The sequence below is a fragment of the Ramlibacter sp. genome (genome assembly GCF_035706265.1).
In the GTDB taxonomy this organism is placed as follows: Bacteria; Pseudomonadota; Gammaproteobacteria; order Burkholderiales; family Burkholderiaceae_C; genus Ramlibacter.
This window is the reverse complement of sequence record NZ_DASSVG010000612.1, coordinates 1-20,725: the sequence shown is the minus strand read 5'-3', so window position 1 is coordinate 20,725 and position 20,725 is coordinate 1. Positions and strand designations below refer to the sequence as shown.

19 protein-coding genes and 1 pseudogene are annotated in these 20,725 nt (G+C 71.1%); 16 read left to right on the top strand and 4 right to left on the bottom strand.

All coding sequences use genetic code 11. From position 1 onward, the window contains the following. The 8 genes and pseudogenes from VFM98_RS21830 to VFM98_RS21795 all read left to right on the top strand — a co-directional run. Window positions 1–529, top strand: a pseudogene (locus tag VFM98_RS21830) (benzoyl-CoA oxygenase); the annotation flags it as partial. A gap of 41 nt (window positions 530–570) precedes the next feature. After that, entirely contained in the window at window positions 571–2,076 is a 1,506-nt protein-coding gene (locus VFM98_RS21825) for an aldehyde dehydrogenase family protein (protein ID WP_325111994.1), read from the top strand. Between the two features lie 33 nt (window positions 2,077–2,109). Then, window positions 2,110–3,201: a saccharopine dehydrogenase family protein gene (locus VFM98_RS21820; RefSeq protein ID WP_325111993.1), complete on the top strand. Its 1,092-nt coding sequence runs from the start codon at window positions 2,110–2,112 to the stop codon at window positions 3,199–3,201. Window positions 3,202–3,249: 48 nt separating this feature from the next. After that, on the top strand, window positions 3,250–4,044 hold the full coding sequence (locus tag VFM98_RS21815) for a GntR family transcriptional regulator (RefSeq protein WP_325111992.1): 795 nt from the start codon (window positions 3,250–3,252) through the stop codon (window positions 4,042–4,044). 16 nt (window positions 4,045–4,060) lie between these two features. Beyond that, on the top strand, window positions 4,061–5,353 hold the full coding sequence (locus VFM98_RS21810) for a 3-isopropylmalate dehydratase large subunit (protein ID WP_325111991.1): 1,293 nt from the start codon (window positions 4,061–4,063) through the stop codon (window positions 5,351–5,353). Then, window positions 5,350–5,847 (top strand): 3-isopropylmalate dehydratase, encoded by a 498-nt coding sequence (locus tag VFM98_RS21805; RefSeq protein ID WP_325111990.1) that lies wholly within the window; start codon window positions 5,350–5,352, stop codon window positions 5,845–5,847. Before VFM98_RS21810 ends, VFM98_RS21805 begins: the two co-directional genes overlap by 4 nt. Next, window positions 5,844–6,731: an isocitrate lyase/PEP mutase family protein gene (locus VFM98_RS21800; protein ID WP_325111989.1), complete on the top strand. Its 888-nt coding sequence runs from the start codon at window positions 5,844–5,846 to the stop codon at window positions 6,729–6,731. The genes VFM98_RS21805 and VFM98_RS21800 overlap by 4 nt, the downstream gene beginning before the upstream one ends. 28 nt (window positions 6,732–6,759) lie before the next feature. Continuing rightward, window positions 6,760–7,731: a tripartite tricarboxylate transporter substrate binding protein gene (locus tag VFM98_RS21795; RefSeq protein WP_325111988.1), complete on the top strand. Its 972-nt coding sequence runs from the start codon at window positions 6,760–6,762 to the stop codon at window positions 7,729–7,731. Window positions 7,732–7,770: 39 nt separating this feature from the next. Here VFM98_RS21795 and VFM98_RS21790 read toward each other — a convergent pair whose 3' ends face one another. Next, window positions 7,771–9,192, bottom strand: a complete 1,422-nt coding sequence (locus VFM98_RS21790) for a phospholipase D-like domain-containing protein (RefSeq protein WP_325111987.1) — start codon at window positions 9,190–9,192, stop codon at window positions 7,771–7,773. A gap of 147 nt (window positions 9,193–9,339) precedes the next feature. On the opposite strand from VFM98_RS21790, the gene VFM98_RS21785 reads away from it, so the two are divergent. Together VFM98_RS21785 and VFM98_RS21780 are read left to right on the top strand one after the other, a co-directional pair. Further along, window positions 9,340–9,843, top strand: coding sequence for a bacteriohemerythrin (locus VFM98_RS21785; RefSeq protein WP_325111985.1), 504 nt, complete (start codon window positions 9,340–9,342; stop codon window positions 9,841–9,843). Window positions 9,844–9,968: 125 nt separating this feature from the next. Continuing rightward, window positions 9,969–10,469 carry a bacteriohemerythrin gene (locus VFM98_RS21780; RefSeq protein WP_325111984.1) on the top strand — a complete coding sequence of 167 codons (501 nt, stop codon included), beginning with the start codon at window positions 9,969–9,971 and terminating at the stop codon, window positions 10,467–10,469. Between the two features lie 10 nt (window positions 10,470–10,479). Here VFM98_RS21780 and wrbA read toward each other — a convergent pair whose 3' ends face one another. After that, on the bottom strand, window positions 10,480–11,082 hold the full coding sequence (wrbA, locus tag VFM98_RS21775; protein ID WP_325111983.1) for an NAD(P)H:quinone oxidoreductase: 603 nt from the start codon (window positions 11,080–11,082) through the stop codon (window positions 10,480–10,482). A gap of 120 nt (window positions 11,083–11,202) precedes the next feature. Further along, the gene (locus VFM98_RS21770; protein WP_325111982.1) at window positions 11,203–12,063 is read right to left on the bottom strand and encodes a hypothetical protein; all 861 of its coding nucleotides are present in this window, start codon (window positions 12,061–12,063) and stop codon (window positions 11,203–11,205) included. Window positions 12,064–12,164: 101 nt separating this feature from the next. On the opposite strand from VFM98_RS21770, the gene VFM98_RS21765 reads away from it, so the two are divergent. The 3 genes from VFM98_RS21765 (at window position 12,165) to VFM98_RS21755 (ending at window position 15,643) form a co-directional block, all read left to right on the top strand. Beyond that, window positions 12,165–12,824: a response regulator transcription factor gene (locus tag VFM98_RS21765; protein WP_325111981.1), complete on the top strand. Its 660-nt coding sequence runs from the start codon at window positions 12,165–12,167 to the stop codon at window positions 12,822–12,824. Continuing rightward, window positions 12,821–14,107 carry an ATP-binding protein gene (locus tag VFM98_RS21760; protein ID WP_325111980.1) on the top strand — a complete coding sequence of 429 codons (1,287 nt, stop codon included), beginning with the start codon at window positions 12,821–12,823 and terminating at the stop codon, window positions 14,105–14,107. The genes VFM98_RS21765 and VFM98_RS21760 overlap by 4 nt, the downstream gene beginning before the upstream one ends. A gap of 81 nt (window positions 14,108–14,188) precedes the next feature. Continuing rightward, window positions 14,189–15,643, top strand: a complete 1,455-nt coding sequence (locus VFM98_RS21755; protein ID WP_325111979.1) for a Do family serine endopeptidase — start codon at window positions 14,189–14,191, stop codon at window positions 15,641–15,643. Window positions 15,644–15,690: 47 nt separating this feature from the next. Here the strand turns inward: VFM98_RS21755 and VFM98_RS21750 are convergent, their stop codons facing one another. After that, on the bottom strand, window positions 15,691–17,160 hold the full coding sequence (locus tag VFM98_RS21750; RefSeq protein ID WP_325111978.1) for a D-alanyl-D-alanine carboxypeptidase family protein: 1,470 nt from the start codon (window positions 17,158–17,160) through the stop codon (window positions 15,691–15,693). 186 nt (window positions 17,161–17,346) lie between these two features. On the opposite strand from VFM98_RS21750, the gene VFM98_RS21745 reads away from it, so the two are divergent. The 3 genes from VFM98_RS21745 (at window position 17,347) to VFM98_RS21735 (ending at window position 20,624) form a co-directional block, all read left to right on the top strand. Next, window positions 17,347–18,453, top strand: coding sequence for an MFS transporter (locus VFM98_RS21745; RefSeq protein WP_325111977.1), 1,107 nt, complete (start codon window positions 17,347–17,349; stop codon window positions 18,451–18,453). 61 nt (window positions 18,454–18,514) lie between these two features. Then, window positions 18,515–19,543 (top strand): uroporphyrinogen decarboxylase family protein, encoded by a 1,029-nt coding sequence (locus VFM98_RS21740; RefSeq protein ID WP_325111976.1) that lies wholly within the window; start codon window positions 18,515–18,517, stop codon window positions 19,541–19,543. Window positions 19,544–19,667: 124 nt separating this feature from the next. Continuing rightward, window positions 19,668–20,624, top strand: coding sequence for a lytic transglycosylase domain-containing protein (locus tag VFM98_RS21735; RefSeq protein WP_325111975.1), 957 nt, complete (start codon window positions 19,668–19,670; stop codon window positions 20,622–20,624). Window positions 20,625–20,725 lie beyond the last annotated feature (101 nt).

Here is a 20,725-nt window from a genome sequence, read left to right as displayed (position 1 = left end):
CAACTTCATGTGCGACCTGAAGGTGGGCGACACGGTGGAGGTCATCGGGCCCTTCGGCCAGAGCTTCCTGATGCCCAACCACCCGAAGAGCCACATCGTGATGATCTGCACCGGCACCGGCAGCGCCCCGATGCGGGCCATGACCGAGTGGCGCCGGCGGCTGCGCAACTCCGGCAAGTTCGAGGGCGGCAAGCTGATGCTGTTCTTCGGCGCCCGCACGCCGCAGGAACTGCCGTACTTCGGGCCGCTGCAGAGGCTGCCCAAGGACTTCATCGACCTGAACCTGGCGTTCAGCCGGGTGCCGGGCGAGCCCAAGCGCTACGTGCAGGACCTGATGCGCGAGCGCGCCGCCGACCTGGCGCCGCTGCTGGCCGACCCCGACGCCTGCTTCTTCGTCTGCGGCCTGAAGTCCATGGAAGAGGGTGTCGTGCTGACCCTGCGCGACATCGCCACCCACGCGGGCCTCGATTGGGAGGCGGTCGGGGCCGCGCTGCGGCGCGAGGGACGCCTGCACCTGGAGACGTATTGACCGCAGAATAGGGCTGTCGGTCTTCACACTGCAGCCCTTCCATGAGTTCCACGCCCGCTTCCCGACTCCTCGAACACTTTGGTATCACCCCCGCGGCCAGCGGCGGGGATCTGCGCGTGACGTCGCCCATCGACGGGGCCGCGATCGCGCAGGCCCGCGTGCACACGCGCGAGGACGTGCAACGCGCCATCGCGCGGGCGCACGAGGCTTTCGCCGAGTGGCGCACCGTGCCCGCCCCCAAGCGCGGCGAACTGATCCGCCTGCTCGGCGAGGAACTGCGGGCCGAGAAGGATGCACTTGGCACGCTGGTCTCCATCGAGACCGGCAAGATCCTCTCGGAAGGCCGCGGCGAGGTCCAGGAGATGATCGACATCTGCGACTTCGCCGTCGGCCTGTCGCGCCAGCTCTACGGCCTCACTATCGCCTCGGAACGGCCCGGCCACCGCATGATGGAGACGTGGCATCCGCTGGGCGTCGTGGGCGTGATCAGCGCCTTCAACTTCCCCGCCGCCGTGTGGTCGTGGAACTTCGCGCTGGCGATCGTCTGCGGCGACCCGGTCGTCTGGAAGCCGTCCGAGAAGACACCGCTCACTGCGCTCGCCTGCCAGGCCGTGTTCGAGCGCGCCGTCAAGCGCTTCGGCGCGGCGCCGGACGGCCTGTCGCAGGTGATCGTCGGGCCGCGGGACATCGGCGAAGTGCTGGTGGACGACGAGCGCGTGGCCCTGGTGTCGGCCACCGGCAGCACGCGCATGGGCCGCGAGGTCGGCCCGCGGGTGGCGCGGCGCTTCGGCCGCGTGCTGCTGGAGCTGGGTGGCAACAACGCTGTGATCGTCACGCCCTCGGCCGACCTCGACCTTGCCGTGCGCGGCATCGTGTTCGCCGCGGCTGGGACGTGCGGACAGCGCTGCACCACCACGCGCCGCCTGATCGTGCACGCCAGCGTCAAGGACGCGCTGGTCGCCCGGCTGAAGGCCGCCTATGCCGCACTGCCCGTGGGCAACCCGCTCGACGACGGCATCCTGGTCGGCCCGCTGATCGACGGCGGCAGCTTCGAGGCCATGCAGGCGGCGCTGCGGTCCGCGCAGGAAGAGGGCGGCAAGCTGGCGGGCGGCGAGCGCCTGCTGCAGGAGCGCTTCCCCTCGGCCTATTACGTGCGGCCGGCGATCGTCGAGATGCCGGCGCAGACCGAGACGGTGCGGCGCGAGACCTTCGCGCCCATCCTCTACGTGCTGGCCTACGAGGATTTCGAGGAGGCGCTGCGGCTGCACAACGGCGTGCCGCAGGGCCTGTCGTCCTCGATCTTCAGCAACGACCTGCGCGAGACGGAGATCTTCCTGTCGGCGCGCGGCTCCGACTGCGGCATCGCCAACGTCAACATCGGCACCTCGGGCGCCGAGATCGGCGGCGCCTTCGGCGGCGAGAAGGAAACCGGCGGCGGCCGCGAGTCGGGGTCCGATGCGTGGCGCAACTACATGCGGCGCGCGACCAACACGCTCAACTACTCGCGCGAGCTGCCGCTGGCGCAGGGCGTGCGCTTCGACGTCTGAGCCGATCCGCCGCCTGGCGAAGAAAGGGTGCCGATGAAAGTTGCTCTCCTGGGTGCCGGCCACATCGGGCAGCGCATCGCCCGGCTGCTGCACGGCAGCGGCGATTACGAGGTCACCGTCTTCGACCAGAACGCCGGCGCGTTGGCCGATCTGGCCGCCGAAGGCGTGGGCACCCAGGCGGTCGGCGAATCGATCAAGTCGATCGCGCCGGCCCTGGCGGGCCAGCAGGTGGTGGTGAATGCGCTGCCCTATCACCTCGCCATTCCCGCGGCACGCATGGCGCTGCAGGCCGGCTGCCACTACTTCGACCTGACGGAGGACGTGGCCGCGACCAAGGAGATCAAGCGGCTCGCGGAGGGCGCGCGCACGGTCTTCATGCCGCAGTGCGGGCTGGCGCCGGGCTTCATCGGCATCGTGGCGCACCACCTGGCGCAGTCCTTCGACAGCCTGCAGGAAGTGAAGATGCGGGTCGGCGCGCTGCCGGAGTTCCCCACCAACGCGCTGAAGTACAACCTGACCTGGAGCGTCGACGGCCTCATCAACGAGTACTGCCACCCCTGCGAGGCGATCCGCGACGGCCGCTCCATCGAGGTGCTGCCGCTCGAGGGGCTGGAGCACTTCTCGGTCGACGGCATCGAGTACGAGGCCTTCAACACCTCGGGCGGGCTCGGCACGCTGTGCGAGACGCTCCAGGGCCGGGTGCGCAACCTCGACTACAAGACGGTGCGCTACCCGGGCCATCGCAACCTGATGCAGTTCCTGCTGCGCGAGCTGCAGCTGCAATCGGACCAGGAGATGCTCAAGGCCATCCTGCGCCGCTCCATGCCCGCGACCATGCAGGACGTGGTGCTGGTGTTCGTCACGGTCTCGGGGATGAAGAAGGGTTCCTTCCTGCAGGAGGTGTTCGCGCGCAAGATCTTCGCCGAGCGCACCGGCGAGCGCCCGCTCTCCGCGATCCAGATCACGACGGCGGCGGGCATCTGCGCGGCGGTGGACCTGTTCCGCGCCGGCAAGCTGCCGCAGTCCGGCTTCGTCGCGCAGGAGCGCGTGCACCTGCCGGACTTCCTCGCCAACCGCTTCGGCCGCGCCTACGAGAAGGCGCGCCAGGTCGAGACGATCTCCTGAGCCGGGCGCCGGGGTGCTCCGGCAACCTGTCCTATACTTGGGACAGCCATGCCGGACCGCGCCGCCCCCCTGCCGATCTCCAAGTACCACCAGGTCTACCTGGTGCTGCTCGAGCAATTGCAGGATGGCCGCCATGCCGAAGGCCTGCCGGGCGAGCTGGAACTGGCGCGGCAGTTCGACGTCGGCCGCGTCACCGTGCGCCGAGCGCTGGAGCAGCTGGCCCAGGAGGGTCGCATCGTGCGCGAGAACGGGCGCCGCGCCCGCCCGGCGCCGCGCCCGGCGCAGGCGAGCCGAGGGGCTTCGGCCGCATCGCCGTCGGCTGAGCCGTTGCACGGGTTGCTCGCCAACATCGTCAGCGTGAGCCGCGGCACCACCGTCAAGGTGATCGAATGGCGGGCTATCGACGCCACGCCCGAACTGGCGCAGGCGCTGCAGTTGCGCGAAGGCGAGAAGGTGCGCAAGGCGGTGCGCCGCCGCAGCACCGCGGCCGGGCCACTGTCGCACATCACCACCTACGTGCCGGAGGCACTGGTGCGCGGGTTCGGCCGGGCGGAGCTCGCCCGCAAGCCGATCCTGGAGCTGCTGCAGGAAAGCGGTGTGCAGCCCGGGCGCGCGGTGCAGAGCGTCTCGGCCCGCCAGGCCGACGTGAAGGTCGCCGCCGAACTGCAGGTTCCGGTGGGCGCCGCGCTGCTGTGGGTCCGCCGCCTGGTCCACGACGTGGACGGCCGTCCCGTGCAGCTGCTGCACGGCCTTTACCGGCCGGACCGCTACGAGTACCGCATGGAGCTGTCGCAGGTCGGCGGCATCGAGGCGCGCATCGTGGCCAACGAAATCCTGTCCTGAGCGAAGAGAGGCCTCCATGCATTCCCCGCCGCGCCAGCCGCAGACGCTGGCCCAGAAGCTGATCGCACGCGCGAGCGGCCGCACCCACGTCGCTCCGGGCGAGATCGTGAACTGCCGGGTCGACCTGGCGATGTTCCACGACTCCTCGGGGCCGCGCCGGCTCAAGCCCATGCTGGAGGAGCTCGGCGCGCGGATCTGGGACAAGGACCGCGTGGTCCTCGTGATGGACCACTACGTGCCCGAGCGCGACGACGATTCGCGCCGCATCGTGCGCATAGCCCGCGACTGGGCGCGCGAGCAGCAGCTGCCGCACGTCTACGACTCGATCGGCATCTGCCACGTCGTGCTGCCGCAGAAGGGCCACATCCGGCCCGGCATGTTCTGCGTCGGCGGCGATTCGCACTCGCCCACCGGTGGCGCCTTCGGGGCCTACATGTTCGGCATCGGCGCCACCGAGATGCTGGGCGTCGTCGTCACGGGCGAGATCTGGGTCCGGGTGCCGCTCACCCTGCGCATGTGGTGGGACGGGCGCCTGGCCGCCGGCGTCTCGGCCAAGGACATGGTGCTGCACCTCACCGGCCGCTTCGGCATGAACGGCGGCGACTACCAGGCGGTGGAGTTCTGCGGCCCGGGCGTGCAGGCGCTGTCGATGCAGGAACGCATGACGCTGTCGAACATGAGCGCCGAAATGGGCGCGCAGGCCGGGCTGATCGCGCCGGACGCGGTCACGCGCGACTGGCTGCTGGGCGCCGGGGTGCCAGCGGAGCAGATCGAGATCGAACCCTGGCACACCGACGAAGGCGTGGACGACAGCGTGGCGAGGACTTTCCGCTTCGACGCCGCGGCGCTCGCGCCGCAAGTGGCGGCCCCGCACAGCCCCGCCAACACCCATCCGGTGGGCGAATTCGGCGACACGCCGGTGCAGGTGGCCTACATCGGTGCCTGCACCGGCGCCAAGCTGGACGACCTGCGGGCGGCCGCCGCCGTGCTGCGCGGCGAGCGCGTGGCCGCCGGCGTGCGCCTGATGGTGGCCCCCGCCAGCCTGCAGGACCAGCAGGCCGCCGAGGACGAAGGCGTGCTGGGCACGCTGCGCGCGGCCGGCGCCGAACTGCTGCCCACCTCCTGCGGCGCCTGCTCCGGCTACGGCGGCAGCATTCCCGACGGCGCCAAGGTGATCGCGACCACGGCCCGCAACTTCAAGGGCCGCATGGGCTCGGCGAGCGCCGAGGTGTTCCTCGCTTCGCCCTACACGGTCGCGGCCTCCGCCCTGCGCGGCCGCATCACCGATCCGCGCGAGGTGCTGGCATGACCGCCGCCGTTTCGCATCGCGTCTGGCGCTTCGGCGCCGACATCGACACCGACCAGCTCGCGCCCGGCGCCTACATGAAGCTGGGCATCGAGGGCATCGCGCCCCATTGCCTGGAAGGCGTCCGCCCCGAATTCGCTTCCAATGTGCAGCCCGGCGACGTGCTCGCAGCCGGCCCGAACTTCGGCATCGGCTCCTCGCGCGAACAGGCCGCCGCTGCGCTGGTGCAGCTCGGTGTGCGGGCGGTGATCGCGCCGTCCTTCAGCGGCCTGTTCTTCCGCAACGCGTTCAACCTCGGCCTGCTGCTGCTCACCTGCCGCGAGGCCGAAACGCTGCGCGAAGGCGAGCGCGTTGCGCTCGACCTGCAGGCGATGCAGGTCGTCACCGCCGACGGCCGCCGGCTCGCCTGCGATCCCATTCCCGGTTTCCTGCTCGAGATGGTGGAAGCCGGGGGCTTGTTGAACCAGCTGCGGCGCCGGCTGCAGACCATCCCATGACCTCCGATCGAACTTCACTCCAACAACGGCTGCAGGAGCAGCGGGCGGTGCTCGCCCCCGGCGTGTACGACGCGCTCACCGCACTGATCGCCGAACAGGCCGGCTTCGAGGCCCTTTACCTCTCCGGCGCTTCCATCGCCTACACCCGCCTCGGCCGCTCCGACGTCGGCCTGACGACCGCGACCGAAGTGGCCGACACGCTGGCGCGCATCACCGAGCGCGTGGCGGTGCCGGTGATCGTCGACGGCGACACCGGCTTCGGCAATGCGCTGAACACGCAGCGCACGGTGCGCGCCTTCGAGCGCGCCGGTGCCGCGATGATCCAGCTGGAGGACCAGACCTTCCCCAAGCGCTGCGGCCACCTCGATGGCAAGGGCGTGATCCCGCGCGCCGAGATGGTGGGCAAGCTGCGCGCCGCCCTGGATGCGCGCCACTCGGCCGACACGCTGATCCTGGCGCGCACGGACGCGATCGCCGTGGAGGGCTTCGAGGCGGCGATGGAGCGGGCCGAGGCTTACCTGGCGGCCGGCGTGGATGCGCTGTTCATCGAGGCGCTGCGCACGCCGGAGCAGATGCGCGCCGCCTGCGAGCGCTTCGCCGCGCGCATCCCGCTGCTGGCCAACATGGTCGAAGGCGGCAAGACGCCGGTGACGCCCGCCGACGAACTCGGCCGGCTGGGATTCCGCATCGTCATCTTCCCCGGCGGCACGGCGCGCGCCGTGGCGCACACGCTGCAGCGCTACTACGCGAGCCTCAAGCAGCACGAGACGACCGCGCCGGAGCGCGAGCGCATGCTCGATTTCGACCAGCTCAACGCCCTGATCGGCACCCCCGGACTGCTGCGCGAAGCGGCGCGTTACGACGCGGCGGCGCAGCCCGAATGATTCGACCCACAAGCAAGGAGACCCCACTGTGATTCGCTCTTCCACCCGCCGCACCGCCATCGCGGCCCTCCTGGCGCTGGCGACGGCCGCGGCCCACGCAGCCACGTTCCCGTCGCGCCCGATCCGCCTGCTGGTGGGCGCCTCGGCCGGCGGCACCACCGACACGCTGGCGCGCGAGATCGCCGAGGACATGACGAAGACCCTGGGCCAGCCGGTGATCGTGGAGAACAAGCCGGGTGCCGGCGGCAACATCGCCGCGCAGGAAGTCGCGCGCGCCGCCGCCGACGGGCACACGCTGCTCGTCTCCTTCACCAGCCACACGATGAATGCGTCGCTGATGAAGAAGCTGCCCTACGACCCGATCGCCGACTTCACGCCGATCGCGCTGCTGGCCAAGGTGTCGAGCGTGCTGGTCACGCGCGCCGATGCGCCGTACCGCAGCCTGGCCGACGTGCTGGCCAAGGGCAAGAGCGAGAAGCAGGGGCTGACCTTCGCCATCGGCGGCACCGGCTCCTCGCTGCACATGGACACCTACGAGTTCGAGCTCGCGAGCGGCATCAAGGTGACGCAGATCCCGTTCAAGGGCACCAGCCCGGCGCTGGCCGACGTGCTGGCCGGCCACGTGGACCTGATGTTCGCGCCGGCCAACGGCGCCCGCCCGCTGGTGAACTCCGGCAAGCTGCGCGCGCTGGCGGTGGCGAGCACCAAGCGCATCGCCGCCTTCCCCGACGCGCCGCCGATCACGGAAGCGGTGCCGAAGTACACCACCAACAACGGCTGGTTCGGCGTGCTCGGCCCGGCGAAGCTGCCCGCCGACGTGACCCGTGCGCTCAATGCCGCGGTCAACAAGGCGATGGAGCAGCCCAAGGTGAAGGCGCGGCTGGAGGCGGACGGCAGCTCGCCCGAGCTCGGCACGCCGGAGCAGTTCGGCACCTTCCTGGCCGCCGACCTGAAGCACTGGGCCGCGCAGGCCAAGGCGTTCGGGATCAAGCCGGAATAAGCGGGTCCCGAGGGATCCCGGTGCCCGGGCGAGGCGCCGCTACAGCTGGAAGGTCAACCAGCGCAGCAGGCCCTCGCCCAGCTCTCGCAGCGCGCCCACCCGGTGCGGCCGCAGCGCGTGCGCACCGGCGCGCAGTTCCTCCGCCCAGGCGGTGAAGCGCTCGATGGCATCGCGGTCGTAGAAGGCGACCATCATCTCGTAGTTCAGGAACAGGCTGCGCGCGTCCAGGTTCAGCGAGCCGGCCAGGGCCACCGTGCGGTCCACCACCACCAGCTTGGCGTGCACCATGGCGGGCACCAGCCACACGCGGGCGCCCGAATCGAGCAGCTCGCGCACGGCGGCCGGCCGGGCGAGGTCGGCCAGGTGGTGGTTGGAGCGGCGCGGCAGCAGCAGGTCCACGGTGACGCCGCGCCGCGCCGCCAGCGCGAACGCCATCAGCAGCACCGGGTCGGGCACGAAGTAGGGCGTCACGGCGAGGATGCGGCCCTGCGCGTTGAAGCAGGCGTCGACCAGCAGCTCGTGCAGCGTGTCGTCGGCCTGGTCGGGGCCCGTGGGCAGCAACTGCACCAGCGGCTCGCCCGCGGCCGCCAGGGGCAGCGGCTGTCGCCGCGGCTTGCGGGCCGGCTCGCCCACGGCCACCGCCCAATCGCGCTCGAACTGCTCGCGCGCCTGCACCGCCAGCGGCCCCTGCAGGTCGAAGCTCAGGTCGGTCCAGGGGCGCTCGTGGCGGCCCAGCAGGGTGCGGCCGATGAAGTATTCGGAGGCGAGGTTGCGCCCGCCGGTCCACAGCCAGGCGCCGTCGGCGATGGCGACCTTGCGGTGGTTGCGCAGGTTCACGCGCCCGCGCAGCGGCGAGGACCAGGGCCGCACGAACAGGCCCACCTGCACGCCGGCGGCGCGCAGCGGCCGCAGGTTGGGCCGGCCGCCCAGGTAGAGGCCGACGCCGTCGATCATCAGGCGCACGCGCACGCCCTCGCGCGCGCGCTGGGCCAGCAGCGCCATCAAGCCTTCGCCGACCTCGTCGCGCCCGAGCAGGAAGGAGCTCACTTCGAGGGTGTGGCGCGCCGAGAGCAGCAGCATGCGCAGGCGCTCCAGCGCCATGGCGCCGTCGCGATGGATCGCGAGCTCGCGGCACGGTACCGGCTCGGGCATGCCGAGGCCGGCCGCCAGCGCGCGGAAGCGGCCGCCCGGCTCGTGCAGCTCCTCGCGCGCGGTGGCTTCGAGCGCTACGCGGGGGTGGCGGCGCGCGCGCACCGTCTTGCGCGTCCCGAGCAGCAGGAACAGCGGCAGCGCGACATAGGGAACGAGGGCCAGGAACAACACCCAGCCGATGGCAGCCGACGGATGGCGGCGCTGGCGCCGCGCCAGCGAGAGCGCCGCATAGGTGGCGAGCGCCAGCAGGACGACCAGCGTGTGCAGCGTGAGCCACTGCCGGGGGCTGAAGACCAGGAAGAAGTGCATGCCGCTGTGGGCGTCGAATGTACGGCATCGAACCGCCGTCCACACCCGTGCCGGCCCGGCGTCGGGCCTGCTTGACCACCGTCAAGGCGACCGCCGGCGCGGAACCGGAGACTGCCCCCTGTCCGCAACGACCAGGAAGAAGAAAGCATGGGTGCTGCCCGCGGGCCGGAAGGCCGCCACGACCCGCCGGGCCGGCAGGGCGGCTTCGTCGTCGAATGGCGCGAGGCGTTCCGCACCGGCATCGCGGATCTCGATGCGGAGCACCAGCAGCTGTTCGCCCTGGTCAAGGGCCTGGAGCCGGACAAGGCGACGCAGTTGCTGGCGGCGCTGGTCGAATACATCGTCACGCACTTCACCCACGAAGAGGCGCTGATGGCGCGCAGCGGCTATCCCGGCCTGCGGCAGCACGTCGAGATGCACGAAGCCCTGTCGGCGCGGGTGAGCGAGTTCCTGGTGGGCGGCACGGGCTGGTCCGGCGAGCGGGTGCAGGCGCTGCGCAGCTTCCTGAACAAGTGGCTGGTGGAGCACATCCTCACGCACGACCTGGCGTTCGGCCGCTGGTACCACGCGGCCGTCCCGGAGACCGAGCCCTTGCCGCTGCGCGAGGAGCCCGAGGGCAGCTGGTTCGACCGCCTGCGCGGCAAACGCTGAGTCCAATGGATTAAGGGCGATCACCGCCGGTGCATTTTTTCCGCACTGCGTTTGCGCCGCGTCAGATGCGCGTGCCGACGGCAGCCTTAGCGTTGTCTCAGCAGTGACATCCAAGGAGCGTGTGCATGGTGATGGCGACCGACAAGGGCGGCCACGGTAATTTCGTCGTCGAATGGCGGGAGGGGTTCAGGACGGGCATCAGGGAAATGGATGCCGAGCACCGGCACCTGTTCACGCTGGTGAAGGGCCTGGACGCCGGCAACGCGCAGGCACTGGTCGACGAACTGCTCGAATACGTCGTCACGCACTTCACGCACGAACAGGCGCTGATGGAGCACAGCGGCTACCCGGACTTCCAGCACCACCTGGCGCTGCACGAGCAGCTCGCCGGCCAGGTGAGCGAATTCCTCTCGGGGGGCACCGAGTGGACCGAGGAGCGGGTGCAGGACCTGCGGCGCTTCCTCAACAAGTGGCTGGTCGGGCACATCCTCACGCACGACCTGCGCTTCGGCCAGTGGTATTTCGAGCACTCGAAGGCGCGCGCCGCCAAGCCCGCGCCGGTGCCCGCGCGCCCGGTGCGCAGCAGCTGGTTCGATCGCCTGCTGGGCAGGCGGCACGGCTCTTAGGAGCCAGGCTCTAGCCGAACAGCTTGGTGGCGATGGTCGCCACGTGCTTGCCCTGGTAGCGCGCCATGCCCAGCTCCTGCTGGCTGGGCATGCGCTCGCCCTGGCCGCCGGCGATGGTGGAGGCGCCGTAGGGGCTGCCGCCCTTGATCTCGTCGATGCCCATCTGGCTCTGCTCCGCATAGGGCAGGCCCACCACGATCATGCCCTGGTGCAGCAAGGTGGGAATGAAGGTGAGGATGGTGCTCTCCTGGCCGCCGTGCTGCGTGGCGCTGGAGCAGAACACCGAGCCGACCTTGCCGACCAGCTTGCCCGCCATCCACAGGCCGCCGGTCTGGTCGAGGAAATTGCGCATCTGCCCCGTCATGTTGCCGAAGCGCGTGGGGGTGCCGAAGATGATCGCGTCGTAGTTGGCAAGCTCGTTGGGGTCTGCCACCGGCGCCGGCTGGTTGGCCTTGCCGCCCGCCTTCTTGAACACGTCGTCCGGCACGGTCTCGGGAACGCGCTTGATCTCCACCTGCGCGCCGCCGACCTGGCGCGCCCCCTCCGCGACGGCGTTCGCCATCGCCTCGATGTGGCCGTAGAAGCTGTGGTAAAGGACCAGGATCTTCGCCATGTTGTTCTCCGTTGGGGTGGGAGCCGCAATCTAGCAAAAGCCCTGCTCGGCCATGACCGGGGCCGCACGAAAAATCGAAAAACGCCGCCCGAAGGCGGCGTCGTGCGGCGCAGAGTGCGATCAGCCGAAGATCTCTTCGGCCAGGTCCGAGGCCTTGTCGGCGCCGGAGCGCACGTTGCGGATGTGGCGGCGCGTCTCCACGGGCAGCTTGGCGGTGTTGAGGCCGTCCCACTTGTTGCGGCCGCGGACCGACAGGTTGTAGTAGATCGAGACGCCTTCGCGGATCTTCTCGGCGCGCTGCTCGGGGGTGAGCGGCAGGTGCTCGATCTTGTCGGCGGCCCATTCGGCGCCGTCCTTCATGTAGCGGGCGGCGGCGTACACGGACTGCACCGGGTCGTTGGGGTTCTTCAGGCCGTAGCCCTTGGCGGTGTTGGGTTCGAACTGCGCCAGGCCGTGGCTGGTGACGCCGTTGCGGCCCATGCCCTTGCGCGGCACCCACGAGGTCTCGGCGTTGATGACGCCGTACACGTCCTCGAAGCCGAGGCCCACTTCGTCGAGGCCGGCGTGTTCGGCGGCGGCTTGCGCGAGCAGCAGGCGCGAGGCTTCGTCCGGCGTCTTCGTCTTCTCGCCGCCCCAGCGCACCGGCACCCACTTGATGCGCTGGCGCAGTTCCTTCTCGGAGCCGACGGCGAAGGCCGTGGCCGCACGGATGGCGGGCGGCACGGCGCCGCTCTTGGATGCGACCGCCGCGACGGCGTCGGCCGCGCTGCGGGTGGCGGCGGCGGTGCTGTTCGCCACCGCCTCGGCGGCGCTGGTGGCGGCCGCGGCAGCGGCAGCCACGGGTGTGGCTGCGGTGGGTGCACCGGCCACGTCAGCGCCCGCCGGAGCGGACGGGATCACGTGGCTCGACAGCGTGGCGGCACCGGCAATCAGGAGGATGGCGGAGGCGGACCAGACGGTAGAGGCAGTGAGTCGTTGCATTGTCAGAGTTGGTACTGGGCTGTTTGTAGGAGGCTTCTGATAGAGACGTAGGACGCCCCCAAGTTCGCCCGCAGAGCCTGCATTGGTAAGCTCTGTCCGACATGCGCGTGCTACTTGTGGAAGATGACACGATGATCGGCCGTGCCGTGCTCGATGTACTGCGTTCCGAGCACTACGCGGTGGACTGGGTCCGCGACGGCGAGGCGGCCGACGCGGCCCTGCTGGCTGAGCAGTACGACCTCGTGCTGCTCGATCTGGGCCTGCCCAAGGCCGATGGCCTGCAGGTCCTGCAGAGCCTGCGGGCGCGCCGCAACCCGGTTCCGGTGCTGGTGGCGACGGCCCGCGATGCGATCGGCGACCGGGTCGCAGGCCTCGATGCGGGGGCCGACGACTACATCGTCAAGCCCTACGACACCGACGAACTGCTGGCCCGCGTGCGCGCCTTGCTGAGGCGCAGCGCGGGCCGGGGCGAGCCCGTGATCAGCCACAAGGGCCTGGAGCTCAATCCGGCCACGCGCGAGGCGCGCCTGAACGGCGAGGCGCTGAGCCTCTCGCCGCGCGAATGGGCGCTGCTGGAGCCGATGCTGCAGCGCCCGGGCGTGGTGTTCTCGCGCGCCCAGCTCGAACAGAAGCTCTATGGCTGGAAGGACGAGATCAGCAGCAACGCGGTGGAGGTGTACGTGCACGGCCTGCGCAAGAAGCTCGGCGCCGATTTCATCCGCACCGTGCGCGGGCTGGGCTACGTGGTGCCCCGGGAATGAGCGTGTCGGATTCGTGGTCGCTGCGGCGGCGGCTGATGTGGCTGGTGCTCGCCGCCATCGGCGTGGTCACGGTGCTGCAGGCGGCGATCGCCTACCGCTCGGCGCTGCGCGAGGCCGATCGCATGTTCGACTTCCACCTGGAGGAAGTGGCGCGCTCGGTGCACGGCGGCATGCCCTTCGCGCCGGGCGAGGACGACTCGGAATATTCGGTGCAGGTGTGGGGGCCGGACGGCACGGCCATCTACCGCTCCAACCGGCGCGAGCTGCCCTCGCAGGCCGTGCTCGGGTTCTCCGACTCGCTGGTCCGCGGCGTGCGCCTGCGCATCTACACGCTGCAGACGCCGGAGCACACGATCCAGATCGCGCAGGACCTCGATGCGCGCGAGGCGCGGGCGCGCGCGCTGGCGGCCCGCGCGGTCACGCCGATCCTGTTGCTGGCACCGCTGCTGATGCTGGCGGTGGGCGGCGTGATCGGCGGCTCGCTGGCCCCGCTCGCGCGCATGCGGCGGCAGGTCGCAGCGCGCGCGGCGCGCGACCTCTCGCCCCTCAGCGCCGAAGGCGTGCCGGAGGAGGTGCAGCCCCTGGTGCGCGAGCTGAACGCGCTGTTCGCGCGCGTGCAGGGCACGCTGGAGGCGCAGCAGCACTTCGTGGCCGACGCGGCGCACGAACTGCGTTCGCCGCTCACCGCGTTGAAGTTGCAGCTGCAGGCCGCGGAGCGCGCGCGCGACGAAGGAGCCCGGCGCGCCGCGACGCAGCAGCTCGGCGCCGGCATCGAGCGCGCCATCGCGCTGGTGGAGCAGTTGCTGGCATTGGCGCGGCAGGAAGGCGCGGGCGCCGGGGCGAGCGAGGCGGTGGACCTGGAGGAGCTGGCCCGGCAGGCCGTCTCGGAGCTGCTGGCCACCGCGCATGGGAAGGGGCTGGACGTGGGGCTCGCCACGACCGAGCCCGTGGTGGTGCAGTCCAGCCGCGAGGCGCTGCACCTCATCCTGCGCAACCTGCTCGATAACGCGATCAAGTACACGCCCGCCGGCGGCCGCGTCGACATCGCCATGGGCCGCGATGCGCAGGGCGCCTGGCTGGCGGTGGACGACAGCGGCCCGGGCGTGCCCGAGGCCGATCGCGAGCGTGTGTTCGACCGCTTCTACCGCGTGCCGGGGAGCGAGGCCGCCGGCAGCGGCCTCGGCCTCGCGATCGTGCGCACGGTGGCGGAGCGGCTCGGCGCGCAGGTGCGGCTCATGGAGTCGGCGAGCCTCGGCGGCGCGCGGGTGGAACTCAGGTTCTGACCCTGCGCCAGCGCCGACCTTAAGCCTGTTCTAAGGCAGGGGTCGCACAGTCCAGGGGTCGGTACTCACGAGGAACACCCCATGAAGAACGTCCACCTGAAATCCGCGCCGCTGGTGCTGGCCCTGCTGGGCGCCGGCATCGTCGGTGGGGCCGCCGTCGAGGCGGTGCACCATGCCGCCACGCCCGCCACGGCCGCCGTGCTGGCGCCGCTCGCGCCGCCCACCGTGCCTTCGCCCACCCCCGGCGCCGGCAGCGTGGTGATGCCCGATTTCCCGCTGATCACGAAGCGCTACGGCCCTGCGGTGGTGAACATCAGCGTGACGGCGCGTGCCCATGCCGGCGCCGACATGAGCGATCCGCTGGAGTTCTTCCGCCAGTTCCAGCGCGGCATCCGACCGCGCGACGTGCCGGTGCGCGGCCAGGGCTCGGGCTTCATCGTCGGCGCCGACGGCATCATCCTGACCAACGCGCACGTGGTGAACGAGGCGACCGAGGTGATGGTGAAGCTCACCGACCGCCGCGAGTTCCGCGCCAAGGTGCTGGGCAGCGACCCGAAGACCGATGTCGCGGTGCTGAAGATCGATGCTTCCAACCTGCCGGTCGTCACGGTGGGCAAGTCCGAAGCGCTGCAGCCGGGCGAATGGGTGCTGGCGATCGGTTCACCCTTCGGCTTCGAGAACACGGTGACGGCGGGCGTGGTGAGCGCCAAGGGCCGCTCGCTGCCCGACGACAGCGCCGTGCCCTTCATCCAGACCGACGTGGCGGTCAACCCCGGCAACTCCGGCGGCCCGCTGTTCAACGCGCGCGGCGAGGTGGTGGGCATCAACTCGCAGATCTACAGCCAGTCGGGCGGCTACCAGGGCGTGTCGTTCGCGATCCCGATCGACCTGGCGGTGAAGATCAAGGACCAGATCGTCGCCCACGGCAAGGTGGAACACGCCAAGCTCGGGGTCGCCGTGCAGGAGGTGAACCAGTCGCTGGCCGACTCCTTCGGCCTCGACCGGCCCGAGGGCGCGCTGGTCGCGAACGTGGAGAAGAACAGCCCCGCCGAACGTGCGGGCCTGAAGCCCGGCGACGTGATCCGCTCGGCCAACGGCAAGCGCATCGTCTCCTCCGGCGACCTGCCCGCGATCGTGGGCCTGTCCGCGCCGGGAGACAAGCTCGCGATGGAGGTGTGGCGCCAGGGCAAGCAGGTGCAGCTCACCGCCGAACTGGCCCGCAGCAGCAGCAGCAAGGTGGCAGCCGCGGCGAGCCCCGATGCGGGCGAGGGCGCCCGCCTGGGCCTGGCGCTGCGGCCGCTGGCGCCGGACGAGAAGGCGCAGACGGGCCTCGGCGCAGGCCTGGTGGTGGAGGACGTGGCCGGTCCCGCGGCCGCCGCCGGCGTGGAGCCGGGCGACGTGGTGCTGGCCGTCAACGGCACGCCCGTGAGCACGCCGGAGCAGGTGAAGGACGCGGCGGCGAAATCCAGCAAGTCCGTGGCGCTGCTGATCCAGCGCGGCGAGGACAAGATCTTCGTTCCGATCCGCATCGGCTGACGCGCGCAAGCCCTCCTTCCGGCGGCAGGAAGGAGGGCGCCAAACCCTCAACCCTTGCTGTCGCCGCCGGTGGCGGCGAAGGTCTTGCTGACGCGTCCGGCCTTCTTCGCGCCATCCTTCCTTGCGACGGCCGTTTTCTTGCGGGCGTCCTTTTTCGATGCAGCGGTCTTCTCGTCGCCGTCCTTCTTCGCGGCGGCGGTCTTCGTGTCCTTGTCCTTCTTCGTCGCAGCAGTCTTCTCGTCGCTATCCTTCCTGGCGACGGTCGTCTTCTTCTCGTCGCGCTCCTTCTTCGCCACGGCCGTCTTCTTCTCGTCGTCCCGGTCCTTCTTCGCCACCGCGGTCTTCTTCGCGGACTTCGCCTTCTTCGCCGCCGCGACCTTCGTCGCCTTGTCGCTGCGCTTCTTCGTGCTCGCCGCGCGCTCGCGCGGCGCATCGTCGCTGTCGGCCTTCGCCAGCACCGGCGCGTCCTGCCAGCCGGTCTGCGCCACCACCACCTTGCGCAGGCGCTGTGCGTCGGCCTGCCGCGTGCCGTTGCTGTCGGAGTCCAGCAGCACCATGACGACATCGTGCCCGCCCACCTTGGTCAGCATGGTCAGGCAGCGCCCGGCCTCCACGATGTAGCCGGTCTTCTGCAGTTCGATGTCCCAGCCCGAATGGCGGTTGCGCACCAGGCGGTTGGAGTTGAGGTACTGCAGCTTGCGACCACCCAGTTCGGCCAGGTGCGTCGGCGTGGTGGAGAACTCGCGGATCAGGGGGTTCTTCGCCACTTCCGCGACCAGCACGGCGAGGTCGCGCGCGGAGGACTGGTTGCGGTTGGACAGGCCCGTCGGGTCCGCGTAGGTGGTGCTGGCCATCCCCAGCGCCCGTGCCCTGGCGTTCATCGCCTCCAGCAGCTTGGGCAGCCCGCCAGGGTAGGCGCGGCCGAGCGCATGGGCGGCGCGGTTCTCGCTGGACATGAGGGCCAGGCGCAGCGCTTCCTCGCGCGTGAGCTGGGTGCCCACCCGCAGGCGCGAGCGACTGTGGCGCTCGTTGTCCACGTCCTCCTCGGTGATCGTCAGGACTTCGTCCATCGGCTGCCTCGCCTCCAGCACCAGCAGCGTCGTCATCAGCTTGGTGAGCGAGGCCATCGGCAGCACCACGTCCGGATTCTTCTGCGCCAGCACCTGGCCGCTGGCCACGTCCACCGCGATGGCGGCGCTGGCGTTGAGGTGCAGCGGATCGGGCTGCAGGTGCAGGCCGGCCGCGCGCCCGAAGGAGAGCGTCGGCCCCGCGGGCGAAGCCGATGCGGGGCCACGGTCCGATTCGGATTCCTCCGGCGGCACGACCTCCGCGCCGGGCGGCGGGGGCTCCGTCTCCGCCTCGGGTGCGGTCGCCGCCGGGCCGCCGGCCACGCGGGTGTCCGGCCCCTGCGTGCGGTGCGAGTAGTGCCATGCGAGCGGCAGCAGGCCGCAGGCGGCCACCAGCGCGGCGACGCCGACGGCCAGGCGCAGGTCCTTGTTCTTGCTGGAAGAGGGCATGTATGGCGTGTCCTTCCGGGGCAACTCTACCCACGCACGTGCACGAACGCCGCGGCAAAGGGACGAAGCTTCTGTAGTCCGCCGACGACGGCCGGCGTGGCCAAGTTAACATCGGTGCCGTCGTTCCGTCCCTTGCCGCCTGCAGAAATTTCCGCTCCCGCTTCCCCCCTGCGCCTGATCCTGGTGGTGATCGTCAGCCACGCCAGCTTCGCGGGCGCACGCCTCGCCATCTCGCTCGACGCCCTGCACCTGAACGGCTCCACCGTGACCGTCGGCGTGCTGATGAGCCTGCTGATGCTGGTGCCGACCTTCACGGCCGCCCACATCGGCCGCCGGATCGACCACATCGGCTACCTGCGGCCGGCGCTGTGGTCGCTGGCCGCGCTCGCGGCCGGCGGCTTCGTCATCGCTGCCGTGCAGTCGTTCGCCGGGCTGGCCGTCGGCAGCATGGTGATCGGCACCTCGTTCACCATGCTCAACGTGGCGATCAACAACGCGATCGGCCACCTCGCCGGCGCGGCCGGCCGCACGCGCGCCTTCGGGCTCACGGCGGTCGGTTATTCGCTGTCGGCCCTGTTCGGCCCGATGCTGGCCGGCGCCGCCATCGACGTGATCGGCTACCGCTGGACCTTCGCGCTGCTGGCCCTGCTGCCGCTCGCGGCCGGCACGCTGCTGCGGCGGGCGCCCGAGGTGCCACGGCCGCCACCGGCGCCGCGCGGCCACGACGTGGCGGTGCTGGACCTGCTGCGGCTGCCCCGGCTGCGCGCTGTGCTGGTGGTGAGCTCGCTGGTCGCGGCGGGCTGGGACCTGTTCACCTTCCTCGTGCCTCTGCACGGTGCGCGCATCGGCCTCTCGGCCACCGCCATCGGGCTGGTGGCCGGCGGCTTCGGCGTCGGCAGCGCCTCGGTGCGGCTCGCGCTGCCGTGGATAGCCCGGCGCGTGAGCGAGTGGCGCCTGATCGGCGCGGCCCTGGTGCTCTCCGGGCTGGGCTACCTGGCCTTTCCCTTCTGCGTGACGCTGGGCACGATGCTGCCGCTGGCCGCGGTGCTGGGCGCCGTGCTGGGGTGCGGCCAGCCGGTGGTGATGAGTCTCCTGCACGTCAGCGCGCCGGCAGAGCGCACCGGCGAGGCCGTGGGCCTGCGCATGGCCATCATCGGCTTCGGCCAGACGGTGCTGCCGCTGGCCGTGGGCGCCTTCAGCAGCGCGGTGGGCCTGGCGCCGCTGTTCTGGGCCATCGCAGCGCTGCTGGGCGCGGGCGGCGCGTACGCGGAGCGCCGCCGCTCCGTCAACTAGGGCGCTCCCGTTGCGGCGGGCGCACCGCTGTGCCAGATTGCGGCCACCCACAGGAGGCCGCATGCTCTTTCCCACCACGATCGTCGGCAGCTACCCGCAACCCGAATGGCTGATCGACCGGCAGAAGCTCGCCGGCCGCTTCCCGCCGCGCGTGCGCGCGCGCGAACTCTGGCGCCTGCCGGAGCCCTGGCTGGCGCAGGCGCAGGACGACGCCACGCTGCTGGCGATCCGCTTCCAGGAGGAGGCGGGGCTGGACATCGTCTCCGACGGCGAGATCCGCCGCGAAAGCTATTCCAACCGCTTCGCCACCGCGCTCGAAGGCGTGGACCTCGACAACCCGGGCACCGCGCTCGATCGCTCGGGCCATCCCAATCCCGTGCCGCGCATCGTCGGCCGCATCCGCAGGCGCCATGCGGTGGAAGTGGAGGACCTGAAGTTCCTCAAGGCCCACACCACGCGCCGCACCAAGATCACCGTGCCGGGCCCCTTCACCATGCTGCAGCAGGCGCAGAACGATTTCTACGCCAGCGAGGAAGAGGCCGCGCTGGACTACGCCGTGGCCGTGAACGAGGAAATCCGCGACCTGTTCGCCGCCGGCGCGGACGTGGTGCAGATCGACGAGCCCTACATGCAGGCGCGCCCGGAGAAGGCGCGCCAGTACGGGCTGCAGGCCCTCAACCGCGCGCTGGAGGGCGTGCAGGGCACGACCTGCGTGCACATCTGCTTCGGCTATGCGGCGGTGATCCACCAGCGGCCGAGCGGCTACTCCTTCCTGCCCGAGCTGGCGGGCTGCCGCTGCCGGCAGGTCTCGATCGAGACGGCGCAGTCCGGGCTCGACACCCGCGTGCTGCGCGAACTGAAGGGCAAGCAGGTGCTGGTGGGCTGCCTCGACCTGAACGACATGAACGTGGAGACGCCCGAGACGGTGGCCTCCCGCGTGCGCCGGGCCCTGGACCACGTGGCCCCGGAAGACGTGGTGCTGGCGCCCGACTGCGGCATGAAGTACCTGCCGCGCGAAGTGGCGCAAGGCAAGCTGGCCGCCATGGTCGAGGCAGCCAAGCTGCTGCGGCGCGAATACGCGCAAGCCTGACTCTGCGTTGACCTCCTACAACGCTGTCGGACGCATCCGACAGCGTTTCCGTGTCGTTTTCACGGCCGACGGCTGAACCTCTCCTGTCGGACGGGTCTGACATGGCTGTTCGAGGAAGGGAGCCATGGGGATCAAGCCGTCAACCGCCGTCGTCGCATCGTGGGCCGCGCAAGCCGCGCTGGCCATCGCCGTCATGGCCGGCACTGCCGTCCTGCCCGCGCCGGCGCAGGCCGCCACCACGGCCTCCGCGTCGCAGACGCTGCGCGCGTACTACGAACGGTTGCGTGCGCAACTGGACTGGGTGACGGTGCGCGTGGGCAGCCGGGAGGTGAAGACGCCCGACCCGCAGTCGCGCCTGGTGCTCTCCAAGGCGGCGGCGGAGCGCGCGGGCCTGGCCGAAGTGGGCCTGGATTGGCGCGACGTGTACGGCGTGATCGCCGCCGAGACCAGCTGGGTGCCGCGCGACGGCATGGGCCGCAACGGCGTCGTCAGCCAGGGGCTGGCACAGCTCGAGCCGGCCACCGCGCGGGCGCTGGGCGTGCGCAACCCCAACGATCCGGTGGAGGCGGTGCACGCGGCCGCCACGCTGCTGAAGGAAGCCGGCGAGTGGAGCGCGCGCCGCATCGCCGGCCTGCGCCTGGGTGGCGAGGAACGCGCGGCCCGCCTGCGCGAAGGCATCTCGATTTACTACAACCTCTCCAGCGAGGCGCGGGCGCGCTGGAACGGCGTGAGCCATCCGAACCTGCCGGTCGAGACCCAGCGCCACATCGCCAACGTGCGCGCCGGCGCGCGCCAGGCGGAGCAACTCGCGGGCGGCAAGCTGGAATTGCCGCCGCTGCCGAAGCTGCCTTCGGTGCAACGCGTCGCCAGCCTCAAGGAAGCGCCCTCGGTGCAGCGCGTGGCCAGCGTCAAGGAGGCGCCGCGTGCGGTGGGCACCATCGAATGGTCCGGCGGCGGCAGCGATGCCGACGGCCGCCGCGCGGGCAAGCACGTGGTGTGGTCCAACGGCAGCGTCACGCGCGAGGCGGGCGGCCGCGTGCGCTGGACCAGCAGCGCGCCGGGCGCGGACCGCAACGGCTGAACCCGCTTCGCCGGTCGGCGACAATGGGCGGATGATGTCATCGCTCGTCCGAACCCTCCCGGGCAGCGCCCCCCTGGTGCTCGATTCGCCGCACAGCGGCG

Excerpts from the sequence above, each read along its gene's own strand:
- VFM98_RS21760 (WP_325111980.1), top strand. The coding sequence starts at position 12,821 with ATGAGCGTGTCGGATTCGTGGTCGCTGCGGCGGCGGCTGATGTGGCTG.
- VFM98_RS21735 (WP_325111975.1), top strand. The coding sequence starts at position 19,668 with ATGGGGATCAAGCCGTCAACCGCCGTCGTCGCATCGTGGGCCGCGCAA.
- VFM98_RS21815 (WP_325111992.1), top strand. The coding sequence starts at position 3,250 with ATGCCGGACCGCGCCGCCCCCCTGCCGATCTCCAAGTACCACCAGGTC.
- VFM98_RS21750 (WP_325111978.1), bottom strand. The coding sequence starts at position 17,160 with ATGCCCTCTTCCAGCAAGAACAAGGACCTGCGCCTGGCCGTCGGCGTC.
- VFM98_RS21805 (WP_325111990.1), top strand. The coding sequence starts at position 5,350 with ATGACCGCCGCCGTTTCGCATCGCGTCTGGCGCTTCGGCGCCGACATC.
- wrbA (WP_325111983.1), bottom strand. The coding sequence starts at position 11,082 with ATGGCGAAGATCCTGGTCCTTTACCACAGCTTCTACGGCCACATCGAG.
- VFM98_RS21785 (WP_325111985.1), top strand. The coding sequence starts at position 9,340 with ATGGGTGCTGCCCGCGGGCCGGAAGGCCGCCACGACCCGCCGGGCCGG.
- VFM98_RS21765 (WP_325111981.1), top strand. The coding sequence starts at position 12,165 with ATGCGCGTGCTACTTGTGGAAGATGACACGATGATCGGCCGTGCCGTG.
- VFM98_RS21825 (WP_325111994.1), top strand. The coding sequence starts at position 571 with ATGAGTTCCACGCCCGCTTCCCGACTCCTCGAACACTTTGGTATCACC.
- VFM98_RS21820 (WP_325111993.1), top strand. The coding sequence starts at position 2,110 with ATGAAAGTTGCTCTCCTGGGTGCCGGCCACATCGGGCAGCGCATCGCC.
- VFM98_RS21770 (WP_325111982.1), bottom strand. The coding sequence starts at position 12,063 with ATGCAACGACTCACTGCCTCTACCGTCTGGTCCGCCTCCGCCATCCTC.
- VFM98_RS21800 (WP_325111989.1), top strand. The coding sequence starts at position 5,844 with ATGACCTCCGATCGAACTTCACTCCAACAACGGCTGCAGGAGCAGCGG.
- VFM98_RS21810 (WP_325111991.1), top strand. The coding sequence starts at position 4,061 with ATGCATTCCCCGCCGCGCCAGCCGCAGACGCTGGCCCAGAAGCTGATC.
- VFM98_RS21755 (WP_325111979.1), top strand. The coding sequence starts at position 14,189 with ATGAAGAACGTCCACCTGAAATCCGCGCCGCTGGTGCTGGCCCTGCTG.
- VFM98_RS21790 (WP_325111987.1), bottom strand. The coding sequence starts at position 9,192 with ATGCACTTCTTCCTGGTCTTCAGCCCCCGGCAGTGGCTCACGCTGCAC.
- VFM98_RS21780 (WP_325111984.1), top strand. The coding sequence starts at position 9,969 with ATGGTGATGGCGACCGACAAGGGCGGCCACGGTAATTTCGTCGTCGAA.
- VFM98_RS21740 (WP_325111976.1), top strand. The coding sequence starts at position 18,515 with ATGCTCTTTCCCACCACGATCGTCGGCAGCTACCCGCAACCCGAATGG.